Origin of the sequence: Gilliamella sp. W8145 (assembly GCF_016101145.1) — a bacterium.
GTDB lineage: Bacteria > Pseudomonadota > Gammaproteobacteria > Enterobacterales > Orbaceae > Gilliamella > Gilliamella apis_A.
Genome location: NZ_JACFRC010000005.1, coordinates 98436 through 125128, shown reverse-complemented (window position 1 = coordinate 125128; position 26693 = coordinate 98436). Strand labels below are relative to the sequence as shown.

The window sequence follows — 26693 nt, the reverse complement described above, 5'->3', positions numbered from 1 at the left end:
GTGTGGGTATTACCCATGTGAGAGTAGGGTGCCGCCAGACTTTTAAATATACGAGCCCAGCAGCGATGCTGGGCTTTTTTGCATTCTAGGATTAATAAATTGTCGCCAATCAGGCGTTGTGAAAAAGTAAAATATCCACATCAATCCTATAAAAACCATCATGGCTAAAAAATTCTTAGTATAAGTTGATGTGATAATACTATTGTAGATAGCCAAATAATTTCTATACAACGCCTTATCACAAAAATATAACGTTATATTTCTTTTACATATCATACCTAATCTTAAATACTTCTTATCGGCATCATTATTTTTGTTATATGAATGGTATACAGTTCTTTTCTATTAAAAAAAATATTTTTTACTAATACAATATTGGTATTTGATGGAAATACATATAACATATTCATCAGTGATGATAAGGAATTTATATGGATTTATTGCAATTACGCCAGCAATATAAAAGTGGTAAACGATATAAATATATATACTTTTGGGGACATGTAGAAAAGCAACCTTCTATCATAACAAAGAGTTGTTTTAGCCAATGGTACCCAAGTCGTTTTGAGGTTGATAACATTTACTATCCAACTGCAGAACATTATATGATGGCTGAGAAAGCAAGATTATTCGGTGATGAGCAAATATTATCAAAAATACTTACTGCTAATTCTCCTGGATTAGCAAAGGCATTAGGGCGTCAAGTAAAAGGATTCATACCGGATATTTGGGATGAACACTGCTTTAATATTGTCATAAATGGTAATTATGCTAAGTTTTCACAGAATCCAAAGTTGACGGATTTTATATTATCAACCAAACAAAGAATATTAGTAGAAGCAAGTCCGGTTGATAAAATATGGGGCATAGGATTGTCTCAGGATGATCCTAATATTGATAATCCGCTAATGTGGTGTGGAAAAAATTTGCTTGGATTTGCTTTAATGAATGTTCGCCAACAATTACAAGAAAAATAATGAATTATTTAAACGAATCTTGTTGGATAAAAAGCAATATTCAGCTATTAAATATTGCTTGCTGATTTATTAACCTAATAATAAGGCATCGTCAGTTACTTTTTCACCACGAGTTTTTTCAAACATATCTAATAAATCTGTGACTGTTAGCTTATCTCGTTGTTCTCCTGACACATCAAGTACTACTTGTCCTTGATGTAGCATCACTGTTCTTGTGCCATATTCTAATGCTTGTTTCATTGAATGAGTCACCATCATAGTGGTTAACTGGTTTTTCTGAACAATTTCATTAGTCAGATCCAAAACAAATTGTGCAGTTTTCGGGTCGAGAGCTGCGGTATGTTCATCAAGTAATAATATCTTGGATGGTTGTAATGTTGACATGAGTAGGCTAACTGCTTGTCTTTGTCCACCAGAAAGCAAGCCCATCATATCTGATAGTCTATTTTCTAAACCTAAATTTAGCGTTGCTAGTTTCTCTTTAAATAGAGCACGCAGTCTACGATTTAAAGCTGGTCGTAAAGTAAAATTATTACCACGGTTGTAAGCGATAGCTAAATTTTCTTCTATGGTTAGGTTTTCACACGTTCCGACCATTGGATCTTGGAATACTCGTGCCACCATTCCAGCTCTTTTCCAAGCTGGCCAGCGTGTAACACTTTTATTATTGATGATAATATGGCCAGAATCAACAATCAGATCACCACTAATGACATTAAGTAATGAACTTTTTCCTGCACCATTACTACCAATAATAGTAACAAATTCCCCTTTTTTGATATTGAGATTCAAACCACGTAATACATGATTTTCAATTGGCGTTCCTTTATTAAACGTCAATTGTAATTGTCCTACTTTAATCATGCTTACTTACCTCTTTTTTTAGAATATTTTTTTAGTTGTTTTGGTAATACTAATGCCAATACAACCAATATTGCCGTAATAAGATTTAGGTCTTCAGTACCTACACCAATTTCTTGTAAGAATTCATTACTGAGTGCGAAAGCGATAAATAACCGATATAAGATTGCGCCAAAAATAACTGCAATCATAACTGCCCAGATGCGTTTTGTTGGGAATATACTTTCACCAATAATAATTGAAGCAAGACCGATAACAATGGTACCAACTCCAATAGTGATATCGGCACCACCTTGTGTTTGCACGAATAATGAACCACCTAGAGCGATTAATCCGTTTGATATTGCCATCCCTAAAATAGTGATTGCACCAGTTGGAATGCCTTGAGATTTTGCCATTCGTTGATTAGTACCGGTTGCTCTTAGTGCTAATCCGACTTGAGTATTTAGAAATAGATTGAGTAGCAGCCAAAAAACTACAACAAACGCTAAAATTATCATAGGTTGTACTAGATATTGATTGCTGTAATCTTCAGCCATAAATGGTGAAAAAATAGTTTTTGCATCTAGTAATGATAAATTAGGCGATCCTGCCATTCTTGGGGTTTCGTCCATAATATATGGGCCTATCCCTAAAATTCTTAAGTTAATAGAATATAGACCTATCATTACAATAATACTGGATAGTAATTGCAATATATTAAGTTTAACATAGAGTAGTCCAGTCATTGCACCTGCAATACAACCAGCAAACATACCTAAAAATGTTGCTATCCATGGATCAATACCAACGTACATGCATAATCCACATACTGCACCACCAAGTGGAAAACTAGCATCAGCAGTTAGATCGGGGAAATCAAGTAATCTAAATGAGATAAACACACCCAAACTAACTAATGCGTAAATAAGTCCTATTCCAATTGAGCCTAATAAAAATTCAAATGACATGAAAAAATCCACTAAAAAAGTAACCGCCAAATTTGGCGGTTTAGTTATTAAAACGATTTAAATTATTTTTCGACAACTTTTGCCGCTGATTTTAATACTTCTTCCGATAGCGTTACACCTTGACGTTCAGCTGCTTTCTTATTAATTGTTAACTGTGTGATATTGCCAACTTGTGGTGCAATATCACCTGGTTTTTCACCGTTAAGAATTCGAATAACAATTTTACCAGCTTGACGGCCAAGATCATAATAACTCATTCCTAAAGCGGCAATCGCTCCTCGTTCAGCTGAATCAGGATCAGATGCTACTAGTGGAATTTTGTTTTCATTGGCAACTTTAGCTAAAGCTTCGTAGGCCGAAACGACGTTATTATCGGTTGTTGTATAAATCAGATCAACTTTTCCTTTTAAACTTCTTGCTGCAGTTGAAATGTCAGAGGTTCGTTGTGCCGGTGCAGCGATGATTTTCATGCCACGTTTTTCAAGTGCAACTTGTAATTCTTTAAGTACAATTGTTGAATTAACTTCACTAGGACTGTAAACATAACCGATATTTTTTGCATCTGGTTTGATTTTTAACATCATATCGATTTGTGATTCTAATGATAAAGCATCGGAAACCCCAGTTACATTTGTTTTAGATGCTTCCCAACTTGGCGTCAATTTAGCTGCAACCGGATCCGTAACAGCAGTAAAAACGATAGGGATTAATTTAGTGGTAGCCACTAACGCTTGGGTACTTGGTGTAGCAATCCCTACGATAGCATCTGGTTTATTGGCAACAAATTGTTTAGCGATTTGGGCTGCATTAGCGCTACTACCTTGGGCACTAGCAAATTGTAATTTTAGGTTTTCACCAGCAATATAGCCATTATCTTTTAACTCATCTTCAACACCTTTACGGACATTATCTAAGGCAGGATGTTCGACAATAGCGGTGATAGCAACAAATTTTTGTTCGGTTTTATTATCTGCAGATGAAAAAAATGTTACTGCGGATAAACTGAGTAACATAAAAAGTTTGATTATTGAATTTCGCATTTGCTACTCCTGTAATATTTATTTTACATTCAATCTAAATATTAGCTTACTATAAAGCAAAATCGGACAATTTTCTATAGTTAAAAGAAAGTATATATGTAAATTATTTTTTACAGTTTGTGTTATTTTTGTCGAAATAAATGCGTTATTTACCAATAAACGATAGTAATAATTTTTGAGGAGAGGGGTTTTTAAAACCTTGCTCATTTCAATGAGCAAGGGATTTGATGATTATTTAAGATAAGAATTTATTTTTGACCGATAACTTTATAGGCTGATTCGATAACATCTGCTGATAAATCAATTCCTTGCTTCTTAGCTGCATCAATATTGACCACCAAACGTAATGCTTGACCTATTTCTGGCGTAATATCTCCTGGTGCTTCACCATTTAAAACTCTTACCACAAGTTTGCCTGATTGGCGGCCAACATCGTAATAACTCATACCATAAGCGGCAACTGCACCACGTTCAATTGCATCGGGGAATGATGCTAACAGAGGTATTTTATTTTCGTTGGCAAATTTAACTAATGATTCATAAGCCGAAACAACATTGTTATCTGTTGTCGTATAAATAAGATCAACTTTTCCTTTAAGTGTATTGGCCGCAGTTGAGATATCAGCGGTACGTTGAGCAGGTACCGCGATTAATGATATATTTTGTTGGCTAAGTTGCTGCTGTAGGTTTTTTAGCACTACAGTTGAGTTAATTTCACTAGGACTATAAATATAACCTACAGCTTTTACATTAGGTACAATTTTCTTCATAAACTCAATTTGAGGGCCTATTTCTTGATAATCTGAAACACCTGTAACATTGTTATGTGTTGGTTCCCAGTTTTTGATTAATTTAGCTGCAATTGGATCGGTAATTCCAGCAAAGACGACTGGGATTTGTTTGGTCGCGGCAACCGTTGCTTGGGCACTTGGTGTCGCTATAGCGACGATAACATCAGGTTTAGCTGCGACAAATTGGCGTGCAATTTGTGCGGCTGTAGCACTACTACCTTGGGCACTTCGATATTGTACCTGCAAGTTTTCATTCAATTTAAAACCACTTGCGATTAACTCGTCTTTTACCCCATCACGGATTTGATCTAATGAAGGATGTTCAACAATTGCTGTTATCGCAACATTTTTTATGGTATCAGCTAAACAGGAAAATGATGTAATTACTAACATCACTATCAATAATAAATAACGTTTCATTATCAAGAACTCATAAACTAGTACAGTGATATTATTCTAGTCTTAATAATTTAAAATGTTAAGTAATATTTTTATAATTAATTATTATAAAAAGATAAAATGTTCCTAATTGAAAATTTTATTTTTGTGCAAAAATAAATGGGTTTATCCCACTTTTTGCGAATCCTTCTTCTTCTGTTTTTATATCTAAGATTAATGATGCTACATCATCGGCAATAACTTCTATGTGAGGATCTTTATCTTGATCTAAAATTTTCAGATAGCTATGACAGGCATCACAACATTCAGTTTTTATTGCTGCCATTTCGTTATCTAATGAGAAATATTGGATATCTTGCATATTATCGCAACAAGTACATTTTACCCGTGGTACATACCATTCGCTTTCACACAAACTACAATGAAGGTATCTTAAACCATTATTACCGCCAAGTTGAATCACACTAGCAACCGGTAGGCTATTACAAACAGGGCATAGCCAACTTTGATCAGTATTTTCAGCGACTGCTTTTCCTTTAATTTGATTAGCCAGTTGACTGTAATAAACCGATAATGCAGACCAAATAAATATAGATTCGTTGCCTTCGACTAGATCAAATTTACCTTGTAGTAAACTAATCGCTTTTTCTTGAAGTTGTTCAGGATTATTTTGTTTTAATCGTTGAATTACGGCATCGATTTGTTCGCTGGTATCGGAAAAAGAATTTAATAGTTCAGATAAATAATCTTGCCAAATATCATTTAATGGTAAATTCTCTAAACTTAATGGCGCTAAGTCATTATTGAGTAAATTTGGTGCTTCAATAGTGTTTTGTTGGTTAATTAATTTGGCTTGTTGCTCTGCAATTTCTGCACAAAATAGTAAATAATCGCTTAATGGGTTATTTTTGGCTAAAGTTTTCAAACGTGCCGCGCGGTGAATATAAAGTGTTTTCGTTGATGGATAAAATAGCAATGGGATCTGCCTAATTACTGAGCTTATATTTTGTTGTTCGAGTTGTTCTTGCGAAATGATTTTTATACTCATTATTGATTACCACTTTGAGGTTTTATCCAGAATTGATTTTGCCATTTAGCTAATCTGCTGATTAATATCAGCAGATCTACTATTAGACTTTATAAAGCAGGTTTTTGCTCAGTTTGCGGTGATTGTTCAACCTTAGTTTCACTTTCGGCATTAAGTTCTTGCTGATAAACTTTTTTCATTTCTTCTTCGTACCATGATGAATGATTTTTAAGCGCCCAAGCTCGAGAAACATAGCCAGTTATCATACCTTTTATTGAACCTTTTACCCAAAGTGCCATATAAGCATGCCCAATGGCTAATAAAATAAGACATATAGCTGCAAAAGAATGTAAAAATATGGCAATACGAACTATTTGAATTGGGAAGTAATCGGAAACGTAGCGACGCCACATAATTAAACCTGTGACAAATAATACAAAGATCAGACTCATAATGCACCAGAATAGAAATTTCTGACCAACATTATATTTACCGATCGGAATACCTTCTTCTTTACCCATAATGACGTGTTTAAAGTTTTTAATCCATAACAGATCATTTTTATTTGGAATATTATGATGTGCTAGTTTTATAAACATAAACATTAATAAAACGAATACGACACAACCAATTATTGGATGCAACGCTCTAACTAGTTGTGGTGTACCAAGAAATAATCCAAATAGCTTAATGGATGGAAAAAACAAGGACAAACCAGATAGTGCCGTTAGAATAAACAAACAGACCATACACCAATGACAGAAACGTACAATAAGTGGTGTTCTTAATATCATTCCTTTTTTATTCATGATGAGCCTCCGTTTGCGACGAATTAGGCGTATTTTTTCGGCCAAAAATAGGCAATCCTAAACGTTTCCTTGCTTGTTTATCTGCTTCTTTTTCATGTTCTATATCTTCTTCATCGACTTCAATAGCACCGACACCCATATAATGGAACAGCAATCCACCAAAAGTAGCGACAAAAGCCGCTGCGGATAGTGGCTTCCAAGCACCTTTCCAGAATTTAACAATTTCACTAATTTGTGGGTCTTTTGGTAAGCCATGATAAAGTTCAGGTTGATCGGCATGATGTAAAACATACATAACATGTGTGCCACCCACACCTTCTGGATTATAGAGACCAGCGTGTTCAAATCCACGTTTTTTCAAATCAGTAATTCGATGCTCGGCATGACGAATCATATCTTGTTTGGTGCCAAAATGAATCGCTCCCGTTGGGCACGTTTTTACACAGGCTGGCTCTTGGCCAACTGCAACGCGATCAACACATAAGGTACATTTATAAGAGTGATTATCTTCTTTACTGATTCTAGGAATATTAAATGGACAGCCGGCCACACAATATCCACATCCAATACAGTGTTCCGATTGAAAATCAACAATACCATTAGCGTATTGAATAATCGCCCCTTCCGACGGACACGCTTTTAGACAGCCAGGATCTGAACAGTGCATACAACCATCTTTACGAATAAGCCATTCAAATTTGCCATTAATTTCAACTTCTGAATAGCGCATAACGGTCCATGCTTTAGGTTCTAAGTCGGCAGGGTTGTCATAAACACCGACGCTATTACCTATTTCGGCACGCAGATCATTCCATTCGCTACAAGCGACTTGGCAAGCTTTACAACCGATACAGGTAGTTACATCAATTAACTTGGCAACTTCCTGCTGATAATCTCGTACCCGAGGTGCAGGGGTTAAAGCGTTAGTTGCTGAGCGGCGAATAATATCTTGAGTTTGTAATGACATAATTTATCCTCCCTCTTATGCCGCTGTAGTAACTTTTTCGATATTAACTAAAAAAGATTTATATTCTGGTGTTTGTGAATTAGCATCACCTAAATGAGGTGTTAATTCATTAACCAAAAAGCCTTTTTTCGTTTGCCCAGTGAATCCCCATACAATTGGAATTCCTATGGTTTCGATCTCTTTACCATCAACAGTCAAAGTTGGTAAACGTTTTGTCACAACTGCTTTCGCTTTGATATAACCTCGATAAGAGGTAACTTTTACCGTATCGCCTAATTTTATGCCTTTCTTATTGGCAAGATTTTCACTTAATTCAATAAATTGTTCTGGTTGTGTTATTGATGCTAGTCTTGCATGTTGAGTCCAGAAATGGAAATGTTCAGTGATACTATAAGTTGTGCCGACATAAGGAAACTCGTCTGCTTTACCCAAACGTGCAAGATCTTCTTTAAATGCTCTAGCAACAGGATTATTCAACTGTTTAGGATGCATTGGATTATTGGAAATTGGTGTTTCAAATGGCTCATAATGTTCAGGGAATGGGCCATCAACCAAACGATTTAAGCAGAATAATCCACCTAAACCATCATTATTCATGATAAATGCACCAGCACCAGAGCTTGGTGATAATGTACCTGTAAAGTCAGCGATATCATTACCATCCCAATTTGTACCGTTCCACTTGATTAATACTCGATTTGGATCCCATGGTTTACCATTTTCGTCGGCAGAGGCGCGGTTATACAGCACTCGTCGATTCATTGGCCATGCCCATGCCCAGCCAGCATGGATACCTTTACCGGATGGATCACTAGGATCTCGGCGTGCCATTAGGTTACCTTGTTCAGTCCAAGACCCACAGAATATCCAGATCCCTGATGAGGTGGAGCCGTCAGCTTTTAATTGTGAAAAACCACTTAATAGTTGGCCTTTCTTCAAAATAATATTGCCATTATCATCAGTTAAGTTAGTTAATGCTCGACCATTACACTCTTTAGCTAGTTCTTCAGCCGATGGACCTTCTGGATCTAGATAATCCCAGCTTAAATTGTTAATTGGTTCGTAATAAGCACCACCTTCTTCTTCATAAAGCTCTTTAATTCTTAAGTAAATGCGGGCAATAATCTCTGGATCATAAAGTGATTCGTAAGGTGGTCTTGCTGCTGCCCAGTGCCATTGTAATAAACGTGATGAGTTAACAATTGTTCCGTTTTCTTCAGCAAAGCAGTTTGCAGGAAGCCTAAATACCTCTGTTTGAATTTTGCTTGGATCAACATCATTTGATTCGCCATGATTTTTCCAAAACTCAGCTGTTTCGGTTGGCATTGGATCAATGCTAACTAAAAATTTAAGCTTAGATAGTCCATCACGGATACTGTTTTTATCAGGCAGTGCTGCTAATGGGTTGAAACCTTGGCAAATAAAACCATTAGCTTGACCATCACGCATCATTTTGCTGAATCTTAAAACATCATAGGTTTTATCCCATTTTGGTAACCAATCAAATCCCCAATTGTTATCTTGAGTGGCATTCTCGCCGTACATCGCTTTCATAAAGCTAACAAAGAATTTCGGGTAATTACCCCAAAAATTGACCTCATTTGGACCGAGTGGTTTAGGGGTTTTTTCTGTCAGATATTGTTCAAGTGAAGTTTGCGATTCTTTTGGTAAGTCAAGATAAGCAGGCAAGCGATTAGACAGTAAACCAACATCTGTTAATCCTTGAATATTGGAGTGACCGCGAAGCGCATTTATACCGCCACCCATGACACCAATATTACCAAGAATCAATTGAATCATTGCCGCGGTACGAATAATTTGCGAACCATAAGTATGTTGAGTCCAACCTAATGCATATAGAAAGGTTGCTGCACGATCGTTGGTTTTGGTACTAGCAAGAGATCGACAAACATGTAAAAAACCGTCTATTGGACTACCGGTTATTTGATTCACCACTTCTGGTGTATAACGACTAACATGTTGTTTTAATAAATTCCATACACAACGTGGATGACTTAGTGTTTTATCTCTTAATGCATAACCCTTTTCATCTTTTTGATATGCCCAGCTGGTTTGATCGTATTGGCGGTTAGCGGCATCATAACCACTAAATAAACCACTATTTGTATCGAAGTTAAAATCATCACGGACAATTAAACTGGCATTAGAGTGGGTAACTAGATATTCAAAGTTTACTTCGTTATGTGAGATAAGGTAGTTAATAATGCCAAGTAAAAAAGCAATGTCAGAACCAGCACGAATTGGTACATAATGATCGGCGACGGAGGCAGTTCGATGAAAACGTGGATCAATTGCAATCAGTTCCGCACCGTTAGTAATTTTAGCTTCAATAGCCCATTTAAATCCAACAGGGTGGGCTTCCGCTGCATTACCCCCCATAACGATAACAACATTAGCATTTTTGATATCATTCCAATTATTGGTCATCGCGCCTCGACCGAATGTCGCAGCTAAGCTAGAAACAGAAGGACCATGACAAACCCTAGCTTGGGTTTCGAGGCTTAACATTCCTAATGAACGAGCAACTTTAAACGCTAACCAACCAGTTTCATTACTTGCTGCTGAGGTAACCAACCAGCCGGTTGTTGTCCAGCGATTAACTGTCGTACCTTGTGCATTTTTTTCTTGAAAGTTTTTGTCTCGGTCAGCTTTCATGAGTCGTGCAATGCGATCAATTGCTTCATCCCAACTAATCCGTTGCCATTTATCAGAACCAGGAGCACGATATTCAGGATATTTAACCCGTTGTTCGCTTTTAATATAATCAAGTACTCCAGCTCCTTTCGGACAAAGAGAGCCACGGCTAACAGGATGGTCAGGGTCACCTTCGATATGAAAAATAGATGATTCGGCATTTTTTGCTCCATCTCCTCGGCTATAGAGGAGCATTCCACATCCAACGGAGCAGTAAGTACAATTGTTTCGCGTCTCTTTTGATTTTAATAATTTATATTGGCGAGTTTGTGCAAGAGCTATGCTCGGGGCAAGACCCAGCGTAGCTACTGTGGTTCCTGCCATGCCACCAGCACAGATCTTAAAGAACTGTCTACGGTTAAATAGCATATGAACTCCTTAAAAAGCTGACATTACATTATTTAGATTGTTATGTTGGAATGGATAAACATCCTTATTAATTGTAATGATAATATTTAATTGAATGGAAATAAAGGGATAAATATTCAAAAGTTTGATATATGTCAAAAATATCGTTTGCTATTTAATTGTTTTAGGGTTTTATTTAGATATAAATATATTGTTAGTGAAATTAATTAAGTGAAAAAATTGTTTAAATTAATGATTATAAATGCAGTATATTTGGCTTACTGATAATAATCAAGTAAGCCTTAACCAATTTATTATTTTGGATTAATTTCATCGATGGTTTGCATTACACGAGTGGTAATAAGAGGTTTAAGAATTTTATTCATGATTTCGATTTTCGCTAAATTAGCATCACCTTTATCATCTAAATAACCTTGTTCTCTTAGTGAAGCAACCAATGTTGAAAAGACGCCTTTATCGAAAAATTCTGGTGCATTAATACCATGAAGTATCGATAAACGTTCTGCTATTAATCGCCCTTCTTTTTCTAAACTTGCTCGGCTGATAGTTGGATCTTTTTGCAATAATGAAAATGCAATGACATAGCGTTGTAATGTATCTTTTGAGGATGATGCCAATAGCTGTAAACCTGACATTTTTAAGTAGTTCAAGGTTAATTTGTCTGGCGTGTAACTGATTAGATTCAATTCAGCATAAGTTGCAATAATTTTATTCACATACTCAGTTAGTTGTTCATCATTGTGATATAAAAATAGTTCTGATTTTATTAATGGGAACAGCAGTTTGACTTGCATAAGTACTTCATCAAGCGAAATACGGTTATTTTTAAGCAAAATTCGCGCGACAATTGCTGGAATGATCAGTAAATGCTGAATGTTATTACGATAATAGGTCATCAATACAGCTTGATCGGCTGTTAGACCTACCATTTCACCAACTTCATCAGTGGTAATGACAAATTTGCCCATCTCTTTAGCATGTTCGAACATCTGTTCAGCAGTTTGAGCAGGAATGGTAATTAAGTCGGAATAAGGAATGTTTTTTAATAATTTTAAGAGATAATCAATATTTTCTAATAATTTTACTTTGGTTAATGTACATTGGTCAGCAGCTAACAATATTGAACAACATAAATTCATCGCATTAATTGCAGCAGATGAATTTATGTGTTCCATTATTTGTGTAGCCAGCAGGTTAGTTGTGGGTGTTAACCAGCTAGGGCGTTGTGTTCCTGTTGGATCAATCGCATCTCGCCAATCGGGAATTTGTTGATTTAAAAATTGATTTAAAGGGATAGGATCACCAAAGTTAACATAACCAAAGCCTAATTTTTTCAATTTTAAAAATGCTTTAATTGTACGCCACAAGCTCTCTTTTTCTTTTTTTGCGCCACGAAGTTCATTGGCATAAGTGGCAACTTCTAAAACATGTTCATAACCAATATAAACAGGAACGATTGTGATTGGCCGAGGATCACCACGCAATAAAGTCTGGACTGTCATCATTAACATTCCTGTTTTAGGATCAAGTAACCTACCTGTGCGTGATCGACCACCCTCAATGAAATACTCGACCGCATAACCTCGGATAAATAACTCAGCTAAATACTCCCGGAATACAGCGGTATAAAGTTTATTACCTTTAAATGAACGGCGAATAAAAAATGCCCCTAAGCGCCTAAAAATAGGGCCTGCTGGCCAGAAGTTTAAATTAATACCTGCGGCAATATGTGGTGGCACCAGTCCTTGTCGATAAAGTACATAGGATAGTAATAAGTAATCCATATGACTGCGATGACATGGCGCATAGACAATTTCATGGCCATTTTCAGCTAATTCTCGAACTGGGTCAGCATTGGTGACTTTTAAACCTTGATAAAGTCTATTCCATGCCCAAGTCAGAACAAAATCGGTCACTCTAAGCATGCGGTAAGAAAAATTAGCTGCAATTTCGTTTAATAATGATAGGGCATTCTTTTTGGCTTTATCCTGATCTATTTTTTTGCTTTTAGCTTCTTCTTGTATAGCTTCGGCAAGGGCAGGATTAGTAAGTAATTTGTTAAGCATCTCCTGACGAATAGGTAACTTCGGACCAACAGAGGCAGCCCTTTGTTTGGCAAAGTGTATGCGTGCGACTCGAGCAAGTTTGTGGGCTAAAACAGAGATATCTTGATTATTGTCAACCTTAATATTTTTAAATGATACCGTTCGAGAGAATCGAGTATAACAGTCGCGGCCAGAAATTAAGATTTTATAAAGTTTATACGTTGCGCCTAAAACTTGTAGTGAAGGCATTTTTTTACCTTCTTTATCTGGTTTTCGCCCGAACATAACGGAAACTGGCAACATTTGCACATCTATTTCATCATTTTGTTGATGCGCTGAGATATATTCCCTTAAAATTTCAATTGATTTATTTTTTTGCTTTTTAGACGCAAAAATACCCGGCCCTTTATCAATATAAATATAAGCAGGAATAGTATTACCATTAATATCAATGCCTAATAAAGGATCTGGCAAATCATATTTAAGACAAAGTGATCTCACTACCATTAAGTCAATTTGCGAATTATAAGGTAGCACATACAAAATTGGTCGATGGATATCGAGATCCAATTCAGTAATAGGATCGGTAGGAATTGGTTTACTTTTAACAAAAAGCTTAACAGGGATCTGAATTAGTGAAAAATAAACTTTTGTCCACCAAGAAAACATAAAAATAAACCTCATATTTTGTGGCTAATTATATAATTAACTCATTGTTAGCCATTCGTTTATCGACTGACTTGTCGATGCATAAATTGCAAATTTATATTGTTATTTTATTTTTTAACAATAAACATTAATCCAAGTATATATGTGTTATTGTCTAACTGTTAGTTAATTTGCATAATCTTTCAGCTAGATTGTTTTAATTTATAGATGCCTATGTCTACCCATTATAAAGACATATTAATAGCAACACTATATAGTTTATTGAAATTAAGTTATCACAATGGTTGTAGTAATGAGCGAAAACTAGCCATCACAATCCAGTTTAAATCGTGATGGCATCAGTCTATTATCAAGCTTTGCTTTGATACATTACATCTAAAATGTAACGTAATTGTTTAACATCGAGTTGACCTGGAGCTGAGGCGTTTTTGGCAGCACCAAATGTCATGGCTGAACCAAAGGTTGTCCCTGCAATGCGGCTGATTGCACCAAGACCGGCCATTGACATGGTAATAATTGGTTGTGTAGCAAATTTTTCATTCATTTCGCTGGTTGCGGCAAGTAATGTTAATACATCATTAGTATTTTGTGGCATCACGGCAATTTTAGGAATATCTGCACCTAAGTCTTGCATTTTTCTTAATCGATAGACAATATCACCTTGTGATGGTGTTTTTTCAAAGTCATGGTTTGAGGCTACCACGAATACGTTATTTTTATGCGCAATATCGATAATTTCTTTTACATTGTCATCGCCAATAAAGACTTCAACATCAATTAAATCAACTAAGCCACTGCTTGCCATTGCTTTATTTAGTTGCATATAAGCATCTAATGGCCATGGTTTTACGCCACCTTCATTTGCGGTACGGAAAGTAAATAAAATTGGTTTATTGGGCAATAAGGTCGCTATTTTTTGTGCTATGGATTTGACTGCATCAATATTATCAACTTGCGTAAAGTGGTCAACTCGCCATTCTAAAACGTCAAAATCAATAGATTGTAAAAACTTTACTTCATCAATGAGTTCTTCTTCGGTTTTTCCAATAATTGGCACAATTATTTTCGGAGTACCTTTACCTATCTCAAGCTGTTTAACTGTTACTATATTCATTTTATTTCCTGTTCACCACAAAATTAATCATTAAATCCCATTTGTTCTTTGACATAATCAATTGGTGCATCTTCGCCTGTCCAAATTTTTATTTGTGCCGCTCCTTGCCATAGCATCATACCGATGCCATTAAGTGTTTTACATCCTTGTTGTTCGGCCATTTCTAATAGCTTAGTTTTGCGTGGGCTATAAATACAATCTGTAACAACGAGATCTGATCGCAAGATTGTTGGATCGGTAATTAAACTTTGTCCTTCTAATGGCTTCATTCCTACACCAGTGGCATTACAAAGTACATCACTATCAGCAATTTGTTTTCTTAACTCATTCTCATCAGCTAGATCGGTAATATGTACTTTACATTTTGTCTGTTCATTTAATTTTTTTATTACCGATTCTATCTTTGTATAGCACTCATCTTTCTGATTAAAAATGGCAATTTCTTTTACACCATCAAGTGCTGCTTGTACGGCAATTGCGGTTGCCGCACCTCCGGCACCGAGAATGGTTATTTTTTTCTCTAGTATATTAATGCCAGCTTCTGCTAGCATACGCATATAGCCAATGCCGTCAGTGTTATAACCAGTCAATACGCCATTATCATTTGAAATAGTATTACAGGCACCACTCATTTCTACCGCAGGTGTTAATTTATCAAGGTATTGGCAAACAAGTTGTTTATTGGGCATTGAAATAGCACTACCTCGTAACCCTAGTGCTCGTAAACCTTTTATTGCATCGGGTAGCTTTAGTTGATCGACTTCAAATGCTAAATAAATAAATGGAATATTTAATTTAGAGTAAATGGTATTTTGCATTTGCGGTGATAAACTATGACGAATCGGATAAGCCATTAAACCAATCAATAGAAAATGACCATCAATATTACTTCTCATTTGAAATTCTCCGTAACTAATCTAAATTTTGTCCAAAACTGATCATATACCATGATGTTTGTATATATTAACTTTGTTTAGCCAAAAAGCTGGCAATTTAGACCTTAGCTTATTTAATTCAATAGGATAATTATTTAATTGTAATTTCAGTTTTGCTATTGCTTTTATAATGACACGAGATCAAGTGTGCTACAACCTAAAGATATAACAATATTATTTGTTTTATGGATTCATATTTTAACATGGTCAGTTAATTGGTGATTAAAAAAGGCTTTATGCGAGTAAGCGTATACTAACAATTGCACTTTAAATAGCTATCGCCTAGAATAACCACCTTTATCTCGCTACGAAGAATCTATTTATGAATACTATTCTTGAGCTGTTTTCCTCAGTAAATGCAGTTGTTGTTGCTGTTATTTTAATGTTAGTGCTTTCGCTTTGCCGAGTTCATGTGGTAATTAGCTTAATTATTGGTGCATTTGCAGGTGGTTTATGCAGTCATCTAACCCTAAAAGAAACCATAGACGCTTTTAATGCAGGTATTAGTAACGGGGCTAATATTGCCTTATCTTATGCTATGTTAGGTGCGTTTGCCGTGGCTATTTCTAAATCAGGCTTACCAGAATTATTAGCTGATAAAGCCATTAAACAATTAACTACTAATGATGCCAAAACACGAATTAAATGGTTATTAGTTATTATTATCGGGTTAGTTAGTATTTCCTCACAGAATATTATTCCAATTCATATCGCCTTTATTCCGCTTTTAATTCCACCACTTTTATATGTGATGTCGAGATTACAACTAGATAGACGAATGATTGCGTGTATTATGACATTTGGTTTGATTACGCCATATATGTTTTTACCGGTCGGATTCGGTAATATCTTTCTAAATCAAATTTTGTTAAAAAATATTATTTCGTCTGGAATGGATGTTAGTCATGTTAATGTCATGCATGCTATGGCTATTCCTGCTTTCGGTATGTTTGTTGGTTTACTATGGGCTATTTTTGTCAGTTATCGTAAACCGAGACAGTATGAACTTATCCGTGAAGAGAGTCATGCCGAACAGTTTAGTAATGTAAGTGCTCGTTCACTTATTATCTCATTATTAGCGATTGTTCTTTCTTTCACCGTGCAACTTTGTACTGGATCGATGATATTAGGTGCGTTAATTGGTTTTATTTGCTTTATTGTTTCAGGTTCAATCAAATGGGGCGAAGCAGATGGAATCTTCACCGATGGTATCAAAATGATGGCAATGATTGGTTTTGTGATGATATCTGCGCAAGGGTTTGCCGAAGTATTAAAACAGACGCATGAAATAGAACCTTTAGTCATTAATAGTGCAGCGTTATTTGCTGGAAACAAAGTCGTGGCCTCTTTCATGATGATGTTAGTTGGTTTGGTCATTACGCTGGGAATTGGCTCGTCATTTTCTACTGTTCCTATTATTGCGGCAATTTATGTTCCGTTATGCGTTCAATTAGGATTTTCACCAATTGCAACAGTTTGTTTAATTGGTGCATCAGGAGCTATCGGTGATGCCGGTTCACCACCTTCAGATACTATTTTAGCCACATCTGCTGGTTTAAATAGTGATGGACAGCATGACCATATTAGAGACAGTGTTATTCCAACCTTTACCCATTTCAATATTCCGTTATTTATTGCTGGATGGGTGGGATCATTGATTCTTTAAACAATTAAAAGAATTAAGGCTATTATTAGTTATGAATAAAAAGTCATACCAAAATATTCGTGCGCTTTGTGCAAAAGCTATTTTTGCGGTACTTGAAGAAGGACAATCACTTAGTACGGCTTTAGCATCTTTGAATAATCAAGTTGCTGATAAAGACAAAGCACTAGTGCAAGAGATCTGTTTTGGTGTAATGCGAGTGCTACCAGAACTGGATTTCTATATTCATAACTTAATGAGCAAGGTCTTAACTGGGAAAAATAGAATTTTACATTACTTATTGCTAACTGGATTGTACCAAATTCTTTATACCCGAATTCCTGAACATGCCGCTGTAGGCGAAACAGTTGGTGCGGTTAATGATTTAAAAAAACCGCAATTAAAAGGTGTGATTAATGGTGTTTTACGTGAATTTTTACGCCAACAGGCATCATTAAAACAAAAATTTCAGCAAGATAGTAAACAACAAATTAGTCAGACCTTACATCCTAGTTGGTTATTAAATCGTTTAAAATCAGCTTATCCAGAAAAGTGGCAAGCAATTGTTAATGCGAATAATCAGAAACCACCTATGTGGTTACGAGTTAATCTTAACCATTATTCGGTTAGTGAATACCAACAATTACTTGAAAAACAACAGATTACTTCCGAGTCTTTTGCTGATATCCCTTGTGCTATTCGCTTAACTACTGCGGTAAATGTGACTAAGTTACCGTTTTTTGCTGAAGGAGCGGTAACAGTACAAGATTTATCAGCACAATATGCGGCTTATCTATTAGCACCTAAAAATGGTGAGCAAATTTTAGATATGTGTGCCGCTCCTGGCGGTAAAACCACCCATATTTTAGAACTTGCGCCAACAGCTAATGTATTAGCTGTAGATGTTGATGCCAACCGAGTTAAACGAATTGATGAAAATTTAACACGCCTAAAACAACATGCACAAGTCAAAGTTGGTGATGGTTTAACTCCTGAAAAGTGGTGTGATGGGCGTCAGTTTGATCGCATCTTGCTTGATGCTCCGTGTTCGGCTACCGGGGTTATTCGTCGTCATCCTGATATAAAATGGTTACGACGTGATAGCGATATCACTCAACTCACCGAACTACAATATGCTATTTTGACACGTATCTGGCCTTATTTAAAAGCAGGTGGCACTTTAGTTTATGCCACTTGCTCCGTATTGCCAGAGGAGAATAAGTTACAAATCGCCCGTTTTTTACAACAAACCCCCAACGCCAAACAGCAGGGAGAACTTAGGCAGTTTTTACCGACTGAATTGGCTGGTGATGGTTTTTTCTATGCTGTATTAAAGAAAGAATAGTTATTAGCAATGATGTTTGATGATTTATTGTGCAAATATAAATCATCACCATTATTCTATTGCTTATATTTTTCAATCATTGCAACTAATTTTTCACTATGTTGTATTGCTTTGGCCTTTATTTCATTTGGCTCAGCGGTTACTGGTGATACCCCATATAAAACAACTGGTGTTAGGTATTGCATTTGGCTATAAAGTGTGGATAGTTTTACTGGTTGATGTAGATGATCGATTATATTAGGGTCATAATCACTATAATTTTTCTCAACTTGTCCGATAGTTAAACTGGTTAGTAATTTTTTATCTTTTAATTTATCGCCTTTTGAACCATAGGCAAATTGATAAGTAAATACTTCATCAAACCATAATTTTAGGATTGCTGGCATGTTAAACCAATACATCGGGTATTGTAAAATGATTAGCTCGTGTCTTAGCAATGCGGTTTGTTCTTCTTGCACATTAATTTGATAGTTTGGATAAAGCTGATGAATATTTCGAACTTCAAGATCTTTAACTTCATTTTGTAAGGTTTCAACAATAGTTTTATTGGCTGTTGATTGTTCAATATTAGGATGAGCTAAAATAATTAATGGCATAAAATTTCCTTTGTTTTTATACTATAAAAAATTGAGTTACTCTATTTAGTTTATTGACAAATATTTTTTAAGCAATATCTATCAAACTTGATAGTATAGTTAGGAATATGTATGCAAAGTTGTGAAGAACGGCTGTCAAAACGCTATAACAATAAAACTTATTATTGCCCAATAAGTTTAGCAATGGATTTAATTGGTGGAAAATGGAAAGGTGTAATCCTTTATTATTTACTTTCAGGGGAAAAACGATTTAGTGAGTTAAAGATATTGATTCCAGAAGTTACCGATATGACATTAAGCATTCAACTTAAAAAATTGGAACAAGATGGGCTTATTATTCGCCGTGTTTATGGCCAAAAACCACCACTTAAAGTGTTATATAAACTAACTCCACTTGGTGAAAAAGTTGGTCCCGCGCTTGAACAACTCTGTTTATGGGGTGAAGGCGTTTAGTTGTCATTTTTGTCTTTTTAATTGTTAGTTGATTTGCAATGATTAATGATGAATTAAATTCTTACTCAAAAAATTTTGAGGAACGGGGTTTTTTAAGCGATAAAATTTAATCAATAACATCTTATCATCGTTACTTGGACAATCTTTGGCAGATATGGTAAATTCCGAATCTGTTTTGCACTTTTAAGACTCTCGAAATATGGCTTACACATTAACCTATAGTGATCTCCCCGAAAATATACAATATTGGCAAGGTTTACCTTTATCTTTAAATGGTTGTGAAGTAGTTCCATTAGATTACAATGCCGGAAAAACTGGTTGGATTATTTATGGTAAAAAGTTAAATAAAACCTTGCTGTCAAAATTTCAAAGACAGTTGGCAATGCCGATGGTTGTGGTTTCTTCATGGAAAATTAAAACCTATCAAATTGTACGTATTGCAGGGGTAATGCCGAAAAAAGCCAAATCGATTTCGTTAAGCTTAGGGATTGATGTTGCACCAATCGATAATTTACCAACCTTACATTCTCCTGGCCTATTGGTTATGGATATGGATTCAACCGCTATTGGTATTGAATGTATTGATGAGTTGGCAAAGCTACAAGGTGTGGGTGAACAAGTTGCTGCAGTTACTGAACTTGCTATGCGAGGTGAACTTGATTTTGCCTCCAGCTTACGCAAACGCGTGGCGACGTTAACTGGTGCTCCACAAGATATTTTAGAGCAAGTAAAAAAAACACTACCGCTAACGCCGGGATTGACTTGTTTAGTTAAAGAGCTACATAAAAAAAATTGGCACGTTGCTATTGTTTCTGGAGGATTTACCTATTTTGCTGACCATTTAAAACAGAAGTTGAAACTGGTTGCTGCTCATGCTAATGAGTTAGAAATTAAAAAAGGCCAGTTAACTGGTAAAGTGATAGGGCAAATTGTTGATGCTAAATATAAAGCTCGAATGTTACAACAATTGGCTGCTTCTTTAGATATTCCGATTGAACAAACTGTTGCGATTGGCGATGGTGCCAATGATTTAATGATGATTCGAATTGCTGGACTTGGGGTTGCTTATCACGGCAAGCCGAAAGTGGTTGAAAAAGCAAAAATTAGTATCAATTATGCTGATTTAACTGGTTTATGGTGCATTTTATCTACCAGTTTATTAAGTGAAGGTTAGGAGAAAAATTTGGCCAAAACAGTAAAGCGCGCTTATGTATGTAATGATTGTGGCGCCGATTATCCTCGTTGGCAAGGTCAATGTAGTGCTTGCCATGCTTGGAATACTATTACTGAAGTGAGGTTAGCCAGTACCTCATCACGCAATGATCGATTAACCGGTTATGCTGGTGGTGCAGGGCAAACTAAGATCCAAAAACTATCTGAGATTAGTTTAGAGGCCTTACCTCGATTTTCAACTGGATTTTCAGAATTTGACCGCGTACTTGGCGGTGGCGTGGTACCAGGTAGTGCTATCTTAATTGGTGGTAATCCTGGTGCCGGTAAAAGTACTTTGTTATTGCAAACAATGAGTAAATTGTCTGCACAAATGAATACACTCTATGTTACTGGTGAAGAGTCATTGCAACAAGTAGCAATGCGTGCCCATCGTTTAGGTTTACCTACTGATAATATTAATATGTTGTCTGAAACCAGTATCGAGCAGATCTGTTTACTGGCCGAACAATCTCAACCAAAATTAATGGTTATCGATTCAATTCAAGTGATGCATCTTGCTGATATCCAATCTTCGCCAGGCAGTGTGGCACAAGTTCGAGAAACAGCAGCTTATTTAACTCGCTTTGCGAAAACCAAAGGAATTGCCATTATCATGGTTGGCCATGTGACTAAAGATGGTTCGCTGGCAGGACCTAAAGTGCTTGAACACTGTATTGACTGCTCGATTTTACTTGATGGTGATGCGGATTCTCGATTCCGTACTTTGCGTAGCCATAAAAATCGTTTTGGTGCCGTAAATGAGCTTGGTGTGTTTGCCATGACCGAACAAGGCTTGAAAGAGGTTAGCAATCCATCAGCAATCTTTTTAAGTCGTGGTGAAGAGATGTTATCTGGTAGTTCAGTAATGGTGCTGTGGGAAGGCACTCGGCCATTATTAGTTGAGATCCAAGCGTTAGTTGATCACTCTGTTTATGGTAATCCAAGACGAGTAACTGTCGGACTTGATCAGAACCGATTAGCACTGTTATTGGCTGTTTTACATCGTCATGGTGGTTTACAAATGGCCGATCAGGATATTTTTGTTAATGTTGTCGGTGGGGTAAAAGTGACTGAAACGAGCGCAGATCTAGCATTAATTGCCGCATTGGTATCGAGTTTCCGTAATCGTCCTTTACCACAAGATGTGGTAATTTTTGGTGAAATAGGATTAGGTGGTGAAATCAGACCGGTACCAAGTGGTCAAGAGCGTATTTCAGAAGCGGCTAAACATGGCTTTAAAAAAGCGATAGTACCTATTGCCAATATGCCGAAAAAGAAACCAGAAAATATGCAGATCTTTGCGGTTAAGAAAGTATCTGAAGCACTAGATATTTTAAGTGATTTGTAGGGGGATTCTTGCTGAAAATATTCCGCCGATTTAATTCTGCAATTTAATCTTAGAATTTAACTATCGACGGAAAAGAAGTTATTTAATTTTAGCGTTAATAACAAATTTCATAACAAGGTTGGTAAGCACTGCCTCCAGGTAGCTTCATACGGTCTTGTTTTACATAGTTAAGCAGTAAATTATCTAATTGTTTCATGATCTCTGGATCACCTTGTAATTTATAGCGTCCATGTTCGGCGATTTGCTTCATACCGAATTCTTTAACATTACCGGCTACAATACCTGAGAAAGCTCGACGTAAGTCAGCTGCTAACATTTCAACAGGTTGATTTTTATGTAAATTAAGTGATGCCATATTTTCATGAGTTGGTTCAAATGGATGCTGTAATGATTCATCAATTTTAAGTAACCAGTTAAATCCGTAAGCATCTCCAGTCGCTAAACGTGATGATTTAACCTGTTTAACGCCATGTTTCATGATGCGAGCGACTTGTTCTGGCGAATCAATGATAATTTCATACAGTTTAGTTGCTTCATCTCCTAAGGTGTTGCGGATAAATTGGTCAATTGCAGCAAAATAATCTTCACACTCTTTGGGACCAGTTAAAATAATTGGTAAAGTTTGATTTTTATTAGCAGGATTGAGCATTATCCCCAAAATATAAAGCAATTCTTCTGCGGTACCAGGGCCTCCAGGAAAGATAACAATACCGTGCGCCATACGCACAAAGGCTTCAAGTCTTTTTTCAATATCCGGCATAATAATAAGTTCATTAACCAGTGCATTTGGTGGCTCTGCGGCAATAATGGATGGTTCGGTCATACCAATAAAGCGACTATCTTTGATCCTTTGTTGAGCGTGACCAACTGCAGCCCCTTTCATTGGTGCTTCCATAATACCCGGTCCACAGCCAGTGCAGATATTGAGTTCGCGTAGCCCTAACTGCATACCAACCTGACGAGCATAATAATATTCACTTTCGTTAATGGAATGCCCACCCCAACAGACAATTAAATTAGGTTCTTCACCCACATGTAAAGCATTGGCATTACGTAAAATTGAGAAAACAAGATTGGTGATGTAATAGGAGTGTTCTTTTTCTAGTTTATCATTAGGCACCAAATGTTTAATTGCACTAATTTGGCTATTTAAAAACAGGATATCACGCAACACCGCAAATAGATTGGCTTGAATGGAGCGAATAATTTTTTTGTCGACAAATGCGGTTTCAGGAGCATCAATAAGCTCTAATTTGACCCCTCGTTCTTTGCTGATAACGTTAATTTCGAAAGATTTAAATCTATCCAATAATTCTTGAGTATTATCAGTTTTGCTACCTGCATTTAGTGTGGCTAGTGAACAATTTCTAAATAATTGGTATAGTTCACTATTTGCTGACTTTTTCAGAATATCGACTTCTGCTTGGGCAAGTAAATCCATTGATCCTAATGGACTAATATGGGTAATCATTACAACCTCCATTTGACGGTTTTATCGACAAAAAATCATTATATATTCAAACAGAATAAAAAATAAGTAAAGCTGATAATAACCTAATTTATCAATTAAATTAATTTAACATGAAAATATGTAACTATTTTTTTAAATTGAATTTTTCAATATTACATTAACCAATGATTTAAATATCATTGTAGTAAAAAATTATCGCAATTTTAGTTATTAAATAAGTGTGTCATCAATGAAAACAGATTTTTTTTACGGCTAGAGCCAGCTAAACAAGGACATTACCTGATTGGCTTAGCATTATCGCTACTGAGTATAGTAATAACTATGTTGAATGTTAGATAAAAATAAATTGTTTTTTATTAGATTGATATTAAATAATTGTTCATAGTCAAAAAATAAACGCTATGCTAGACTAAACTAAACTCTGAAGCTGATTTGCCTAAGTGATAATATTATTCATATGGTAATTTAGCCGCGGTATAGCACAGAAATGGCTATGCTTCCCGATTTGGATAAGGTGTTTATTATATATATGCAATTAGTGGATAATTATCAGCGTCGCTTTCAATATTTGCGTTTATCAATTACTGAACTATGTAACTTTCAATGTCAGTATTGTTTACCTAATGGGTATCGACCTAATAAAGATCATAAATTTTTATCGTTAAATGAAATTGATAATGTCATATCAACATTTACCGAACTTGGTGTGCATAAAATTCGCTTAACTGGTGGTGAACCGACTTTGCGTCGAGATTTTATGGATATTTTGTCAATTATTTCGGCTTATCCAAGTATTAAACAATTGGCAATTACCACCAATGGCTCACGATTATTAAAAAATGTCCATTATTGGCAACAAGCTGGACTTAATGCTATTAATATTAGTATTGATAGTTTTTCTCCTTATATTTTTAAACGAATAACAGGCCAAGACAAACTCCAAGAGTTAATGCAAGGAGTTGAAAAATCATTAGATGTTGGTATTGAGAAAGTTAAAATTAATACCGTTCTAATGAAAAATATGAATGATCATCTGAGTGATTATTTAGCTTGGATTAAACACCGGCCAGTAGAATTACGTTTTATTGAACTGATGGAAACAACCGAAAGCCGTCAATTATTTAATCATTATCATTTAGCTGGTCAAGCGATGGAGTCTCAACTTGTTGAACAAGGTTGGCAATTACAAGCAAAAGAGGCATTATCTGGCCCAGCGAAAGTTTATGCTCATAGTGATTATCAGGGTAAAATTGGTCTAATTATGCCTTATTCGCAGGATTTTTGTAAAAGTTGCAACCGATTACGGGTTTCATCGCTTGGTAAATTACATTATTGCCTTTTTGGTGATGCAGCTGTTGATTTACGGGATTTGCTAAACAGTCCAGAACAGAAAGCACAACTTAAAGCACGCGTGTTAGCTTCACTATTAATAAAACCAGAAAAACATTTATTACATGAGCATAATCTAGGCATCACACCTAATTTATCTTATATCGGTGGTTAACACTTGGTTTTGTTTCGGTATTTGGTTAATTTTCCAGTGAGTTATTGCCCAATCTAATAACTGTTTTTGTGAGGCATCTTGCCAGCTTTCCGGTAATTGCTGACCTAAAAACTGTAATGCTTGTGCAGTTAATAAATTCGTATTTTTACTATCAATAGGGCTAGCATGGTTTTGTTTTGACAGCTTATTACCATGATTATCTAAAGCCAATGGTAAATGGCAGTAATTAGGAATAGTAAAATTAAATAATCGATAAAGCGAAATTTGTTTAGCTGTAACGGGTAGTAGATCTGCTCCTCGAACAATTTCAGTTATTCCTTGATAATTATCATCTAATACTACAACTAAATTATAAGCAAATAGCCCATCTTTGCGATGAATAATAAGATCCTCTTGAGCATTGGCTGGATCAACAGTTTGTTGACCACGAATTTTATCATCGAAAGAAAAAACTGGCTGACTTTGCTTTAATCGAATAGCACATTGTTGTTGATTAGTTGATGCTAACTGTCGATCACGACAAAAGCCATCATATATCCCATTGCTAAGATTATGGATCCTTTGTCTGGTACAATCACAATAATAAGCTTTTTGCTGAGTAATAAGCGATTGTAATACGGCTCGATAACGTTCAATACAATTTGATTGATATAAAACTTGGTCGTCCCAATACAGTTCAAAAGCTTCTAATGTTTTTAATATTAAGGATGAAGCGCCTTTGACTTCTCGTGGTGGGTCAATATCTTCAATGCGAACAAGCCATTTACCAAAATTGGCTTTGGCTTGTAGGTAACTACCGAGAGCCGTCACCAACGAACCAAAATGCAATGGTCCAGATGGTGAGGGTGCAAAACGACCAATATATTGCATGGGCGTATTGAGTAAAATAATAGTTTAAATGGAAATTACATACCCATTTGTTTTTCACGAAGTTCAGCTAATGTTTTGCAATCGATACATAGATCAGCTGTCGGTCTTGCTTCTAAACGACGAATACCAATTTCAACACCGCATGATTCACAAAAACCAAAATCATCGATTTCAATTTTCTTTAATGTCTTTTCAATTTTTTTGATTAATTTACGTTCTCTGTCACGCGCTCTTAATTCTAAGCTAAATTCTTCTTCTTGAGTAGCACGGTCAGCCGGATCTGGGAAATTTGCAGCCTCATCTTGCATGTGAGAAACTGTTTTACCCATTTCACCTTGTAACTGTGACAGCCATGCTTCTAAGATAAGTTTGAAATGTTTTAATTGCTTAGGATTCATGTACTCCTCATCTTTCGCCTCTTTATAAGGCTCAAGCCCAGCAATAGCAAGCAGGCTAAGAGAAGATGTATTTACTTTTTGTTCCTTTTTCACAGCAATCCCCCTTAAGTACAGATTATTTGCGAGCGGTAAACTATAGCAATAATTTAGCCTTTGGCAAATTTTTTTTATTATTTTTTTTGCATT

The 26693-nt window shown here is 35.8% G+C and carries 22 protein-coding genes and 1 riboswitch; of the genes, 7 read left to right on the top strand and 15 right to left on the bottom strand.

The features are described from left to right. Positions 1–431 precede the first annotated feature (431 nt). On the top strand, positions 432–977 hold the full coding sequence (locus tag H3T80_RS11575; protein ID WP_110448616.1) for an NADAR family protein: 546 nt from the start codon (positions 432–434) through the stop codon (positions 975–977). 69 nt (positions 978–1046) lie between these two features. Here H3T80_RS11575 and H3T80_RS11570 read toward each other — a convergent pair whose 3' ends face one another. The 11 genes from H3T80_RS11570 to H3T80_RS11520 form a co-directional block, all read right to left on the bottom strand. Beyond that, entirely contained in the window at positions 1047–1841 is a 795-nt protein-coding gene (locus tag H3T80_RS11570) for an ABC transporter ATP-binding protein (protein ID WP_198201787.1), read from the bottom strand. Positions 1842–1843: 2 nt separating this feature from the next. Then, positions 1844–2788, bottom strand: a complete 945-nt coding sequence (locus H3T80_RS11565; RefSeq protein WP_198201786.1) for an ABC transporter permease — start codon at positions 2786–2788, stop codon at positions 1844–1846. Positions 2789–2850: 62 nt separating this feature from the next. Further along, entirely contained in the window at positions 2851–3828 is a 978-nt protein-coding gene (locus H3T80_RS11560; protein ID WP_198201785.1) for an ABC transporter substrate-binding protein, read from the bottom strand. A gap of 248 nt (positions 3829–4076) precedes the next feature. Continuing rightward, positions 4077–5039, bottom strand: coding sequence for an ABC transporter substrate-binding protein (locus H3T80_RS11555; protein WP_198201784.1), 963 nt, complete (start codon positions 5037–5039; stop codon positions 4077–4079). A 118-nt stretch (positions 5040–5157) separates the two neighbouring features. Further along, positions 5158–6066 carry a formate dehydrogenase accessory protein FdhE gene (fdhE, locus tag H3T80_RS11550; RefSeq protein WP_198201783.1) on the bottom strand — a complete coding sequence of 303 codons (909 nt, stop codon included), beginning with the start codon at positions 6064–6066 and terminating at the stop codon, positions 5158–5160. 89 nt (positions 6067–6155) lie between these two features. Next, positions 6156–6854 carry a formate dehydrogenase subunit gamma gene (locus tag H3T80_RS11545; RefSeq protein ID WP_086362721.1) on the bottom strand — a complete coding sequence of 233 codons (699 nt, stop codon included), beginning with the start codon at positions 6852–6854 and terminating at the stop codon, positions 6156–6158. Next, the gene (gene fdxH, locus H3T80_RS11540; protein ID WP_086358780.1) at positions 6847–7821 is read right to left on the bottom strand and encodes a formate dehydrogenase subunit beta; all 975 of its coding nucleotides are present in this window, start codon (positions 7819–7821) and stop codon (positions 6847–6849) included. The genes H3T80_RS11545 and fdxH overlap by 8 nt, the downstream gene beginning before the upstream one ends. 15 nt (positions 7822–7836) lie before the next feature. Next, entirely contained in the window at positions 7837–10905 is a 3069-nt protein-coding gene (gene fdnG / locus H3T80_RS11535; protein ID WP_198201782.1) for a formate dehydrogenase-N subunit alpha, read from the bottom strand. A 293-nt stretch (positions 10906–11198) separates the two neighbouring features. Further along, a complete protein-coding gene (gene plsB, locus H3T80_RS11530) occupies positions 11199–13619 on the bottom strand; it encodes a glycerol-3-phosphate 1-O-acyltransferase PlsB (protein ID WP_198201781.1) in 2421 nt (806 codons plus the stop codon). 349 nt (positions 13620–13968) lie between these two features. Then, positions 13969–14733: a type I 3-dehydroquinate dehydratase gene (aroD, locus tag H3T80_RS11525; RefSeq protein WP_086360357.1), complete on the bottom strand. Its 765-nt coding sequence runs from the start codon at positions 14731–14733 to the stop codon at positions 13969–13971. A 23-nt stretch (positions 14734–14756) separates the two neighbouring features. After that, positions 14757–15629: a shikimate dehydrogenase gene (locus H3T80_RS11520; RefSeq protein WP_198201780.1), complete on the bottom strand. Its 873-nt coding sequence runs from the start codon at positions 15627–15629 to the stop codon at positions 14757–14759. Positions 15630–15990: 361 nt separating this feature from the next. On the opposite strand from H3T80_RS11520, the gene H3T80_RS11515 reads away from it, so the two are divergent. Further along, positions 15991–17334 carry a Na+/H+ antiporter family protein gene (locus H3T80_RS11515; RefSeq protein WP_110448607.1) on the top strand — a complete coding sequence of 448 codons (1344 nt, stop codon included), beginning with the start codon at positions 15991–15993 and terminating at the stop codon, positions 17332–17334. A 31-nt stretch (positions 17335–17365) separates the two neighbouring features. Next, positions 17366–18655 (top strand): 16S rRNA (cytosine(967)-C(5))-methyltransferase RsmB, encoded by a 1290-nt coding sequence (gene rsmB / locus H3T80_RS11510; RefSeq protein WP_198201779.1) that lies wholly within the window; start codon positions 17366–17368, stop codon positions 18653–18655. 56 nt (positions 18656–18711) lie between these two features. On the opposite strand, the gene H3T80_RS11505 is transcribed toward rsmB, so the two are convergent. Beyond that, positions 18712–19251 (bottom strand): NAD(P)H-dependent oxidoreductase, encoded by a 540-nt coding sequence (locus H3T80_RS11505; RefSeq protein ID WP_198201778.1) that lies wholly within the window; start codon positions 19249–19251, stop codon positions 18712–18714. Between the two features lie 111 nt (positions 19252–19362). Here H3T80_RS11505 and H3T80_RS11500 point away from each other — a divergent pair, with 111 nt between their 5' ends. The 3 genes from H3T80_RS11500 (at position 19363) to radA (ending at position 22264) form a co-directional block, all read left to right on the top strand. Then, positions 19363–19704 carry a helix-turn-helix domain-containing protein gene (locus tag H3T80_RS11500; RefSeq protein WP_232350194.1) on the top strand — a complete coding sequence of 114 codons (342 nt, stop codon included), beginning with the start codon at positions 19363–19365 and terminating at the stop codon, positions 19702–19704. A 199-nt stretch (positions 19705–19903) separates the two neighbouring features. After that, positions 19904–20878, top strand: coding sequence for a phosphoserine phosphatase (gene serB, locus H3T80_RS11495; RefSeq protein ID WP_086360351.1), 975 nt, complete (start codon positions 19904–19906; stop codon positions 20876–20878). Positions 20879–20887: 9 nt separating this feature from the next. Further along, positions 20888–22264 (top strand): DNA repair protein RadA, encoded by a 1377-nt coding sequence (gene radA / locus H3T80_RS11490; RefSeq protein WP_086320860.1) that lies wholly within the window; start codon positions 20888–20890, stop codon positions 22262–22264. Positions 22265–22358: 94 nt separating this feature from the next. On the opposite strand, the gene ppnN is transcribed toward radA, so the two are convergent. After that, positions 22359–23735 carry a nucleotide 5'-monophosphate nucleosidase PpnN gene (gene ppnN, locus H3T80_RS11485; RefSeq protein ID WP_110448605.1) on the bottom strand — a complete coding sequence of 459 codons (1377 nt, stop codon included), beginning with the start codon at positions 23733–23735 and terminating at the stop codon, positions 22359–22361. Positions 23736–24142: 407 nt separating this feature from the next. Then, positions 24143–24268: riboswitch (molybdenum cofactor riboswitch) on the top strand. Here ppnN and moaA point away from each other — a divergent pair. Continuing rightward, positions 24265–25239 carry a GTP 3',8-cyclase MoaA gene (gene moaA / locus H3T80_RS11480; RefSeq protein ID WP_110448604.1) on the top strand — a complete coding sequence of 325 codons (975 nt, stop codon included), beginning with the start codon at positions 24265–24267 and terminating at the stop codon, positions 25237–25239. (Overlaps the previous riboswitch by 4 nt.) On the opposite strand, the gene gluQRS is transcribed toward moaA, so the two are convergent. After that, entirely contained in the window at positions 25219–26109 is an 891-nt protein-coding gene (gene gluQRS / locus H3T80_RS11475; protein WP_198201777.1) for a tRNA glutamyl-Q(34) synthetase GluQRS, read from the bottom strand. The two genes, moaA and gluQRS, sit on opposite strands and share 21 nt — an antisense overlap. 35 nt (positions 26110–26144) lie before the next feature. Continuing rightward, a complete protein-coding gene (gene dksA / locus H3T80_RS11470) occupies positions 26145–26600 on the bottom strand; it encodes an RNA polymerase-binding protein DksA (RefSeq protein ID WP_110448602.1) in 456 nt (151 codons plus the stop codon). Positions 26601–26693: the final 93 nt, after the last annotated feature.

Excerpts from the sequence above, each read along its gene's own strand:
- gluQRS (WP_198201777.1), bottom strand. The coding sequence starts at position 26,109 with ATGCAATATATTGGTCGTTTTGCACCCTCACCATCTGGACCATTGCAT.
- H3T80_RS11560 (WP_198201785.1), bottom strand. The coding sequence starts at position 3,828 with ATGCGAAATTCAATAATCAAACTTTTTATGTTACTCAGTTTATCCGCA.
- H3T80_RS11565 (WP_198201786.1), bottom strand. The coding sequence starts at position 2,788 with ATGTCATTTGAATTTTTATTAGGCTCAATTGGAATAGGACTTATTTAC.
- moaA (WP_110448604.1), top strand. The coding sequence starts at position 24,265 with ATGCAATTAGTGGATAATTATCAGCGTCGCTTTCAATATTTGCGTTTA.
- plsB (WP_198201781.1), bottom strand. The coding sequence starts at position 13,619 with ATGTTTTCTTGGTGGACAAAAGTTTATTTTTCACTAATTCAGATCCCT.
- H3T80_RS11555 (WP_198201784.1), bottom strand. The coding sequence starts at position 5,039 with ATGAAACGTTATTTATTATTGATAGTGATGTTAGTAATTACATCATTT.
- fdxH (WP_086358780.1), bottom strand. The coding sequence starts at position 7,821 with ATGTCATTACAAACTCAAGATATTATTCGCCGCTCAGCAACTAACGCT.
- fdnG (WP_198201782.1), bottom strand. The coding sequence starts at position 10,905 with ATGCTATTTAACCGTAGACAGTTCTTTAAGATCTGTGCTGGTGGCATG.
- H3T80_RS11500 (WP_232350194.1), top strand. The coding sequence starts at position 19,363 with ATGCAAAGTTGTGAAGAACGGCTGTCAAAACGCTATAACAATAAAACT.
- ppnN (WP_110448605.1), bottom strand. The coding sequence starts at position 23,735 with ATGATTACCCATATTAGTCCATTAGGATCAATGGATTTACTTGCCCAA.
- H3T80_RS11545 (WP_086362721.1), bottom strand. The coding sequence starts at position 6,854 with ATGAATAAAAAAGGAATGATATTAAGAACACCACTTATTGTACGTTTC.
- H3T80_RS11515 (WP_110448607.1), top strand. The coding sequence starts at position 15,991 with ATGAATACTATTCTTGAGCTGTTTTCCTCAGTAAATGCAGTTGTTGTT.
- rsmB (WP_198201779.1), top strand. The coding sequence starts at position 17,366 with ATGAATAAAAAGTCATACCAAAATATTCGTGCGCTTTGTGCAAAAGCT.
- H3T80_RS11505 (WP_198201778.1), bottom strand. The coding sequence starts at position 19,251 with ATGCCATTAATTATTTTAGCTCATCCTAATATTGAACAATCAACAGCC.
- serB (WP_086360351.1), top strand. The coding sequence starts at position 19,904 with ATGGCTTACACATTAACCTATAGTGATCTCCCCGAAAATATACAATAT.
- H3T80_RS11575 (WP_110448616.1), top strand. The coding sequence starts at position 432 with ATGGATTTATTGCAATTACGCCAGCAATATAAAAGTGGTAAACGATAT.
- aroD (WP_086360357.1), bottom strand. The coding sequence starts at position 14,733 with ATGAATATAGTAACAGTTAAACAGCTTGAGATAGGTAAAGGTACTCCG.
- fdhE (WP_198201783.1), bottom strand. The coding sequence starts at position 6,066 with ATGAGTATAAAAATCATTTCGCAAGAACAACTCGAACAACAAAATATA.
- H3T80_RS11570 (WP_198201787.1), bottom strand. The coding sequence starts at position 1,841 with ATGATTAAAGTAGGACAATTACAATTGACGTTTAATAAAGGAACGCCA.
- H3T80_RS11520 (WP_198201780.1), bottom strand. The coding sequence starts at position 15,629 with ATGAGAAGTAATATTGATGGTCATTTTCTATTGATTGGTTTAATGGCT.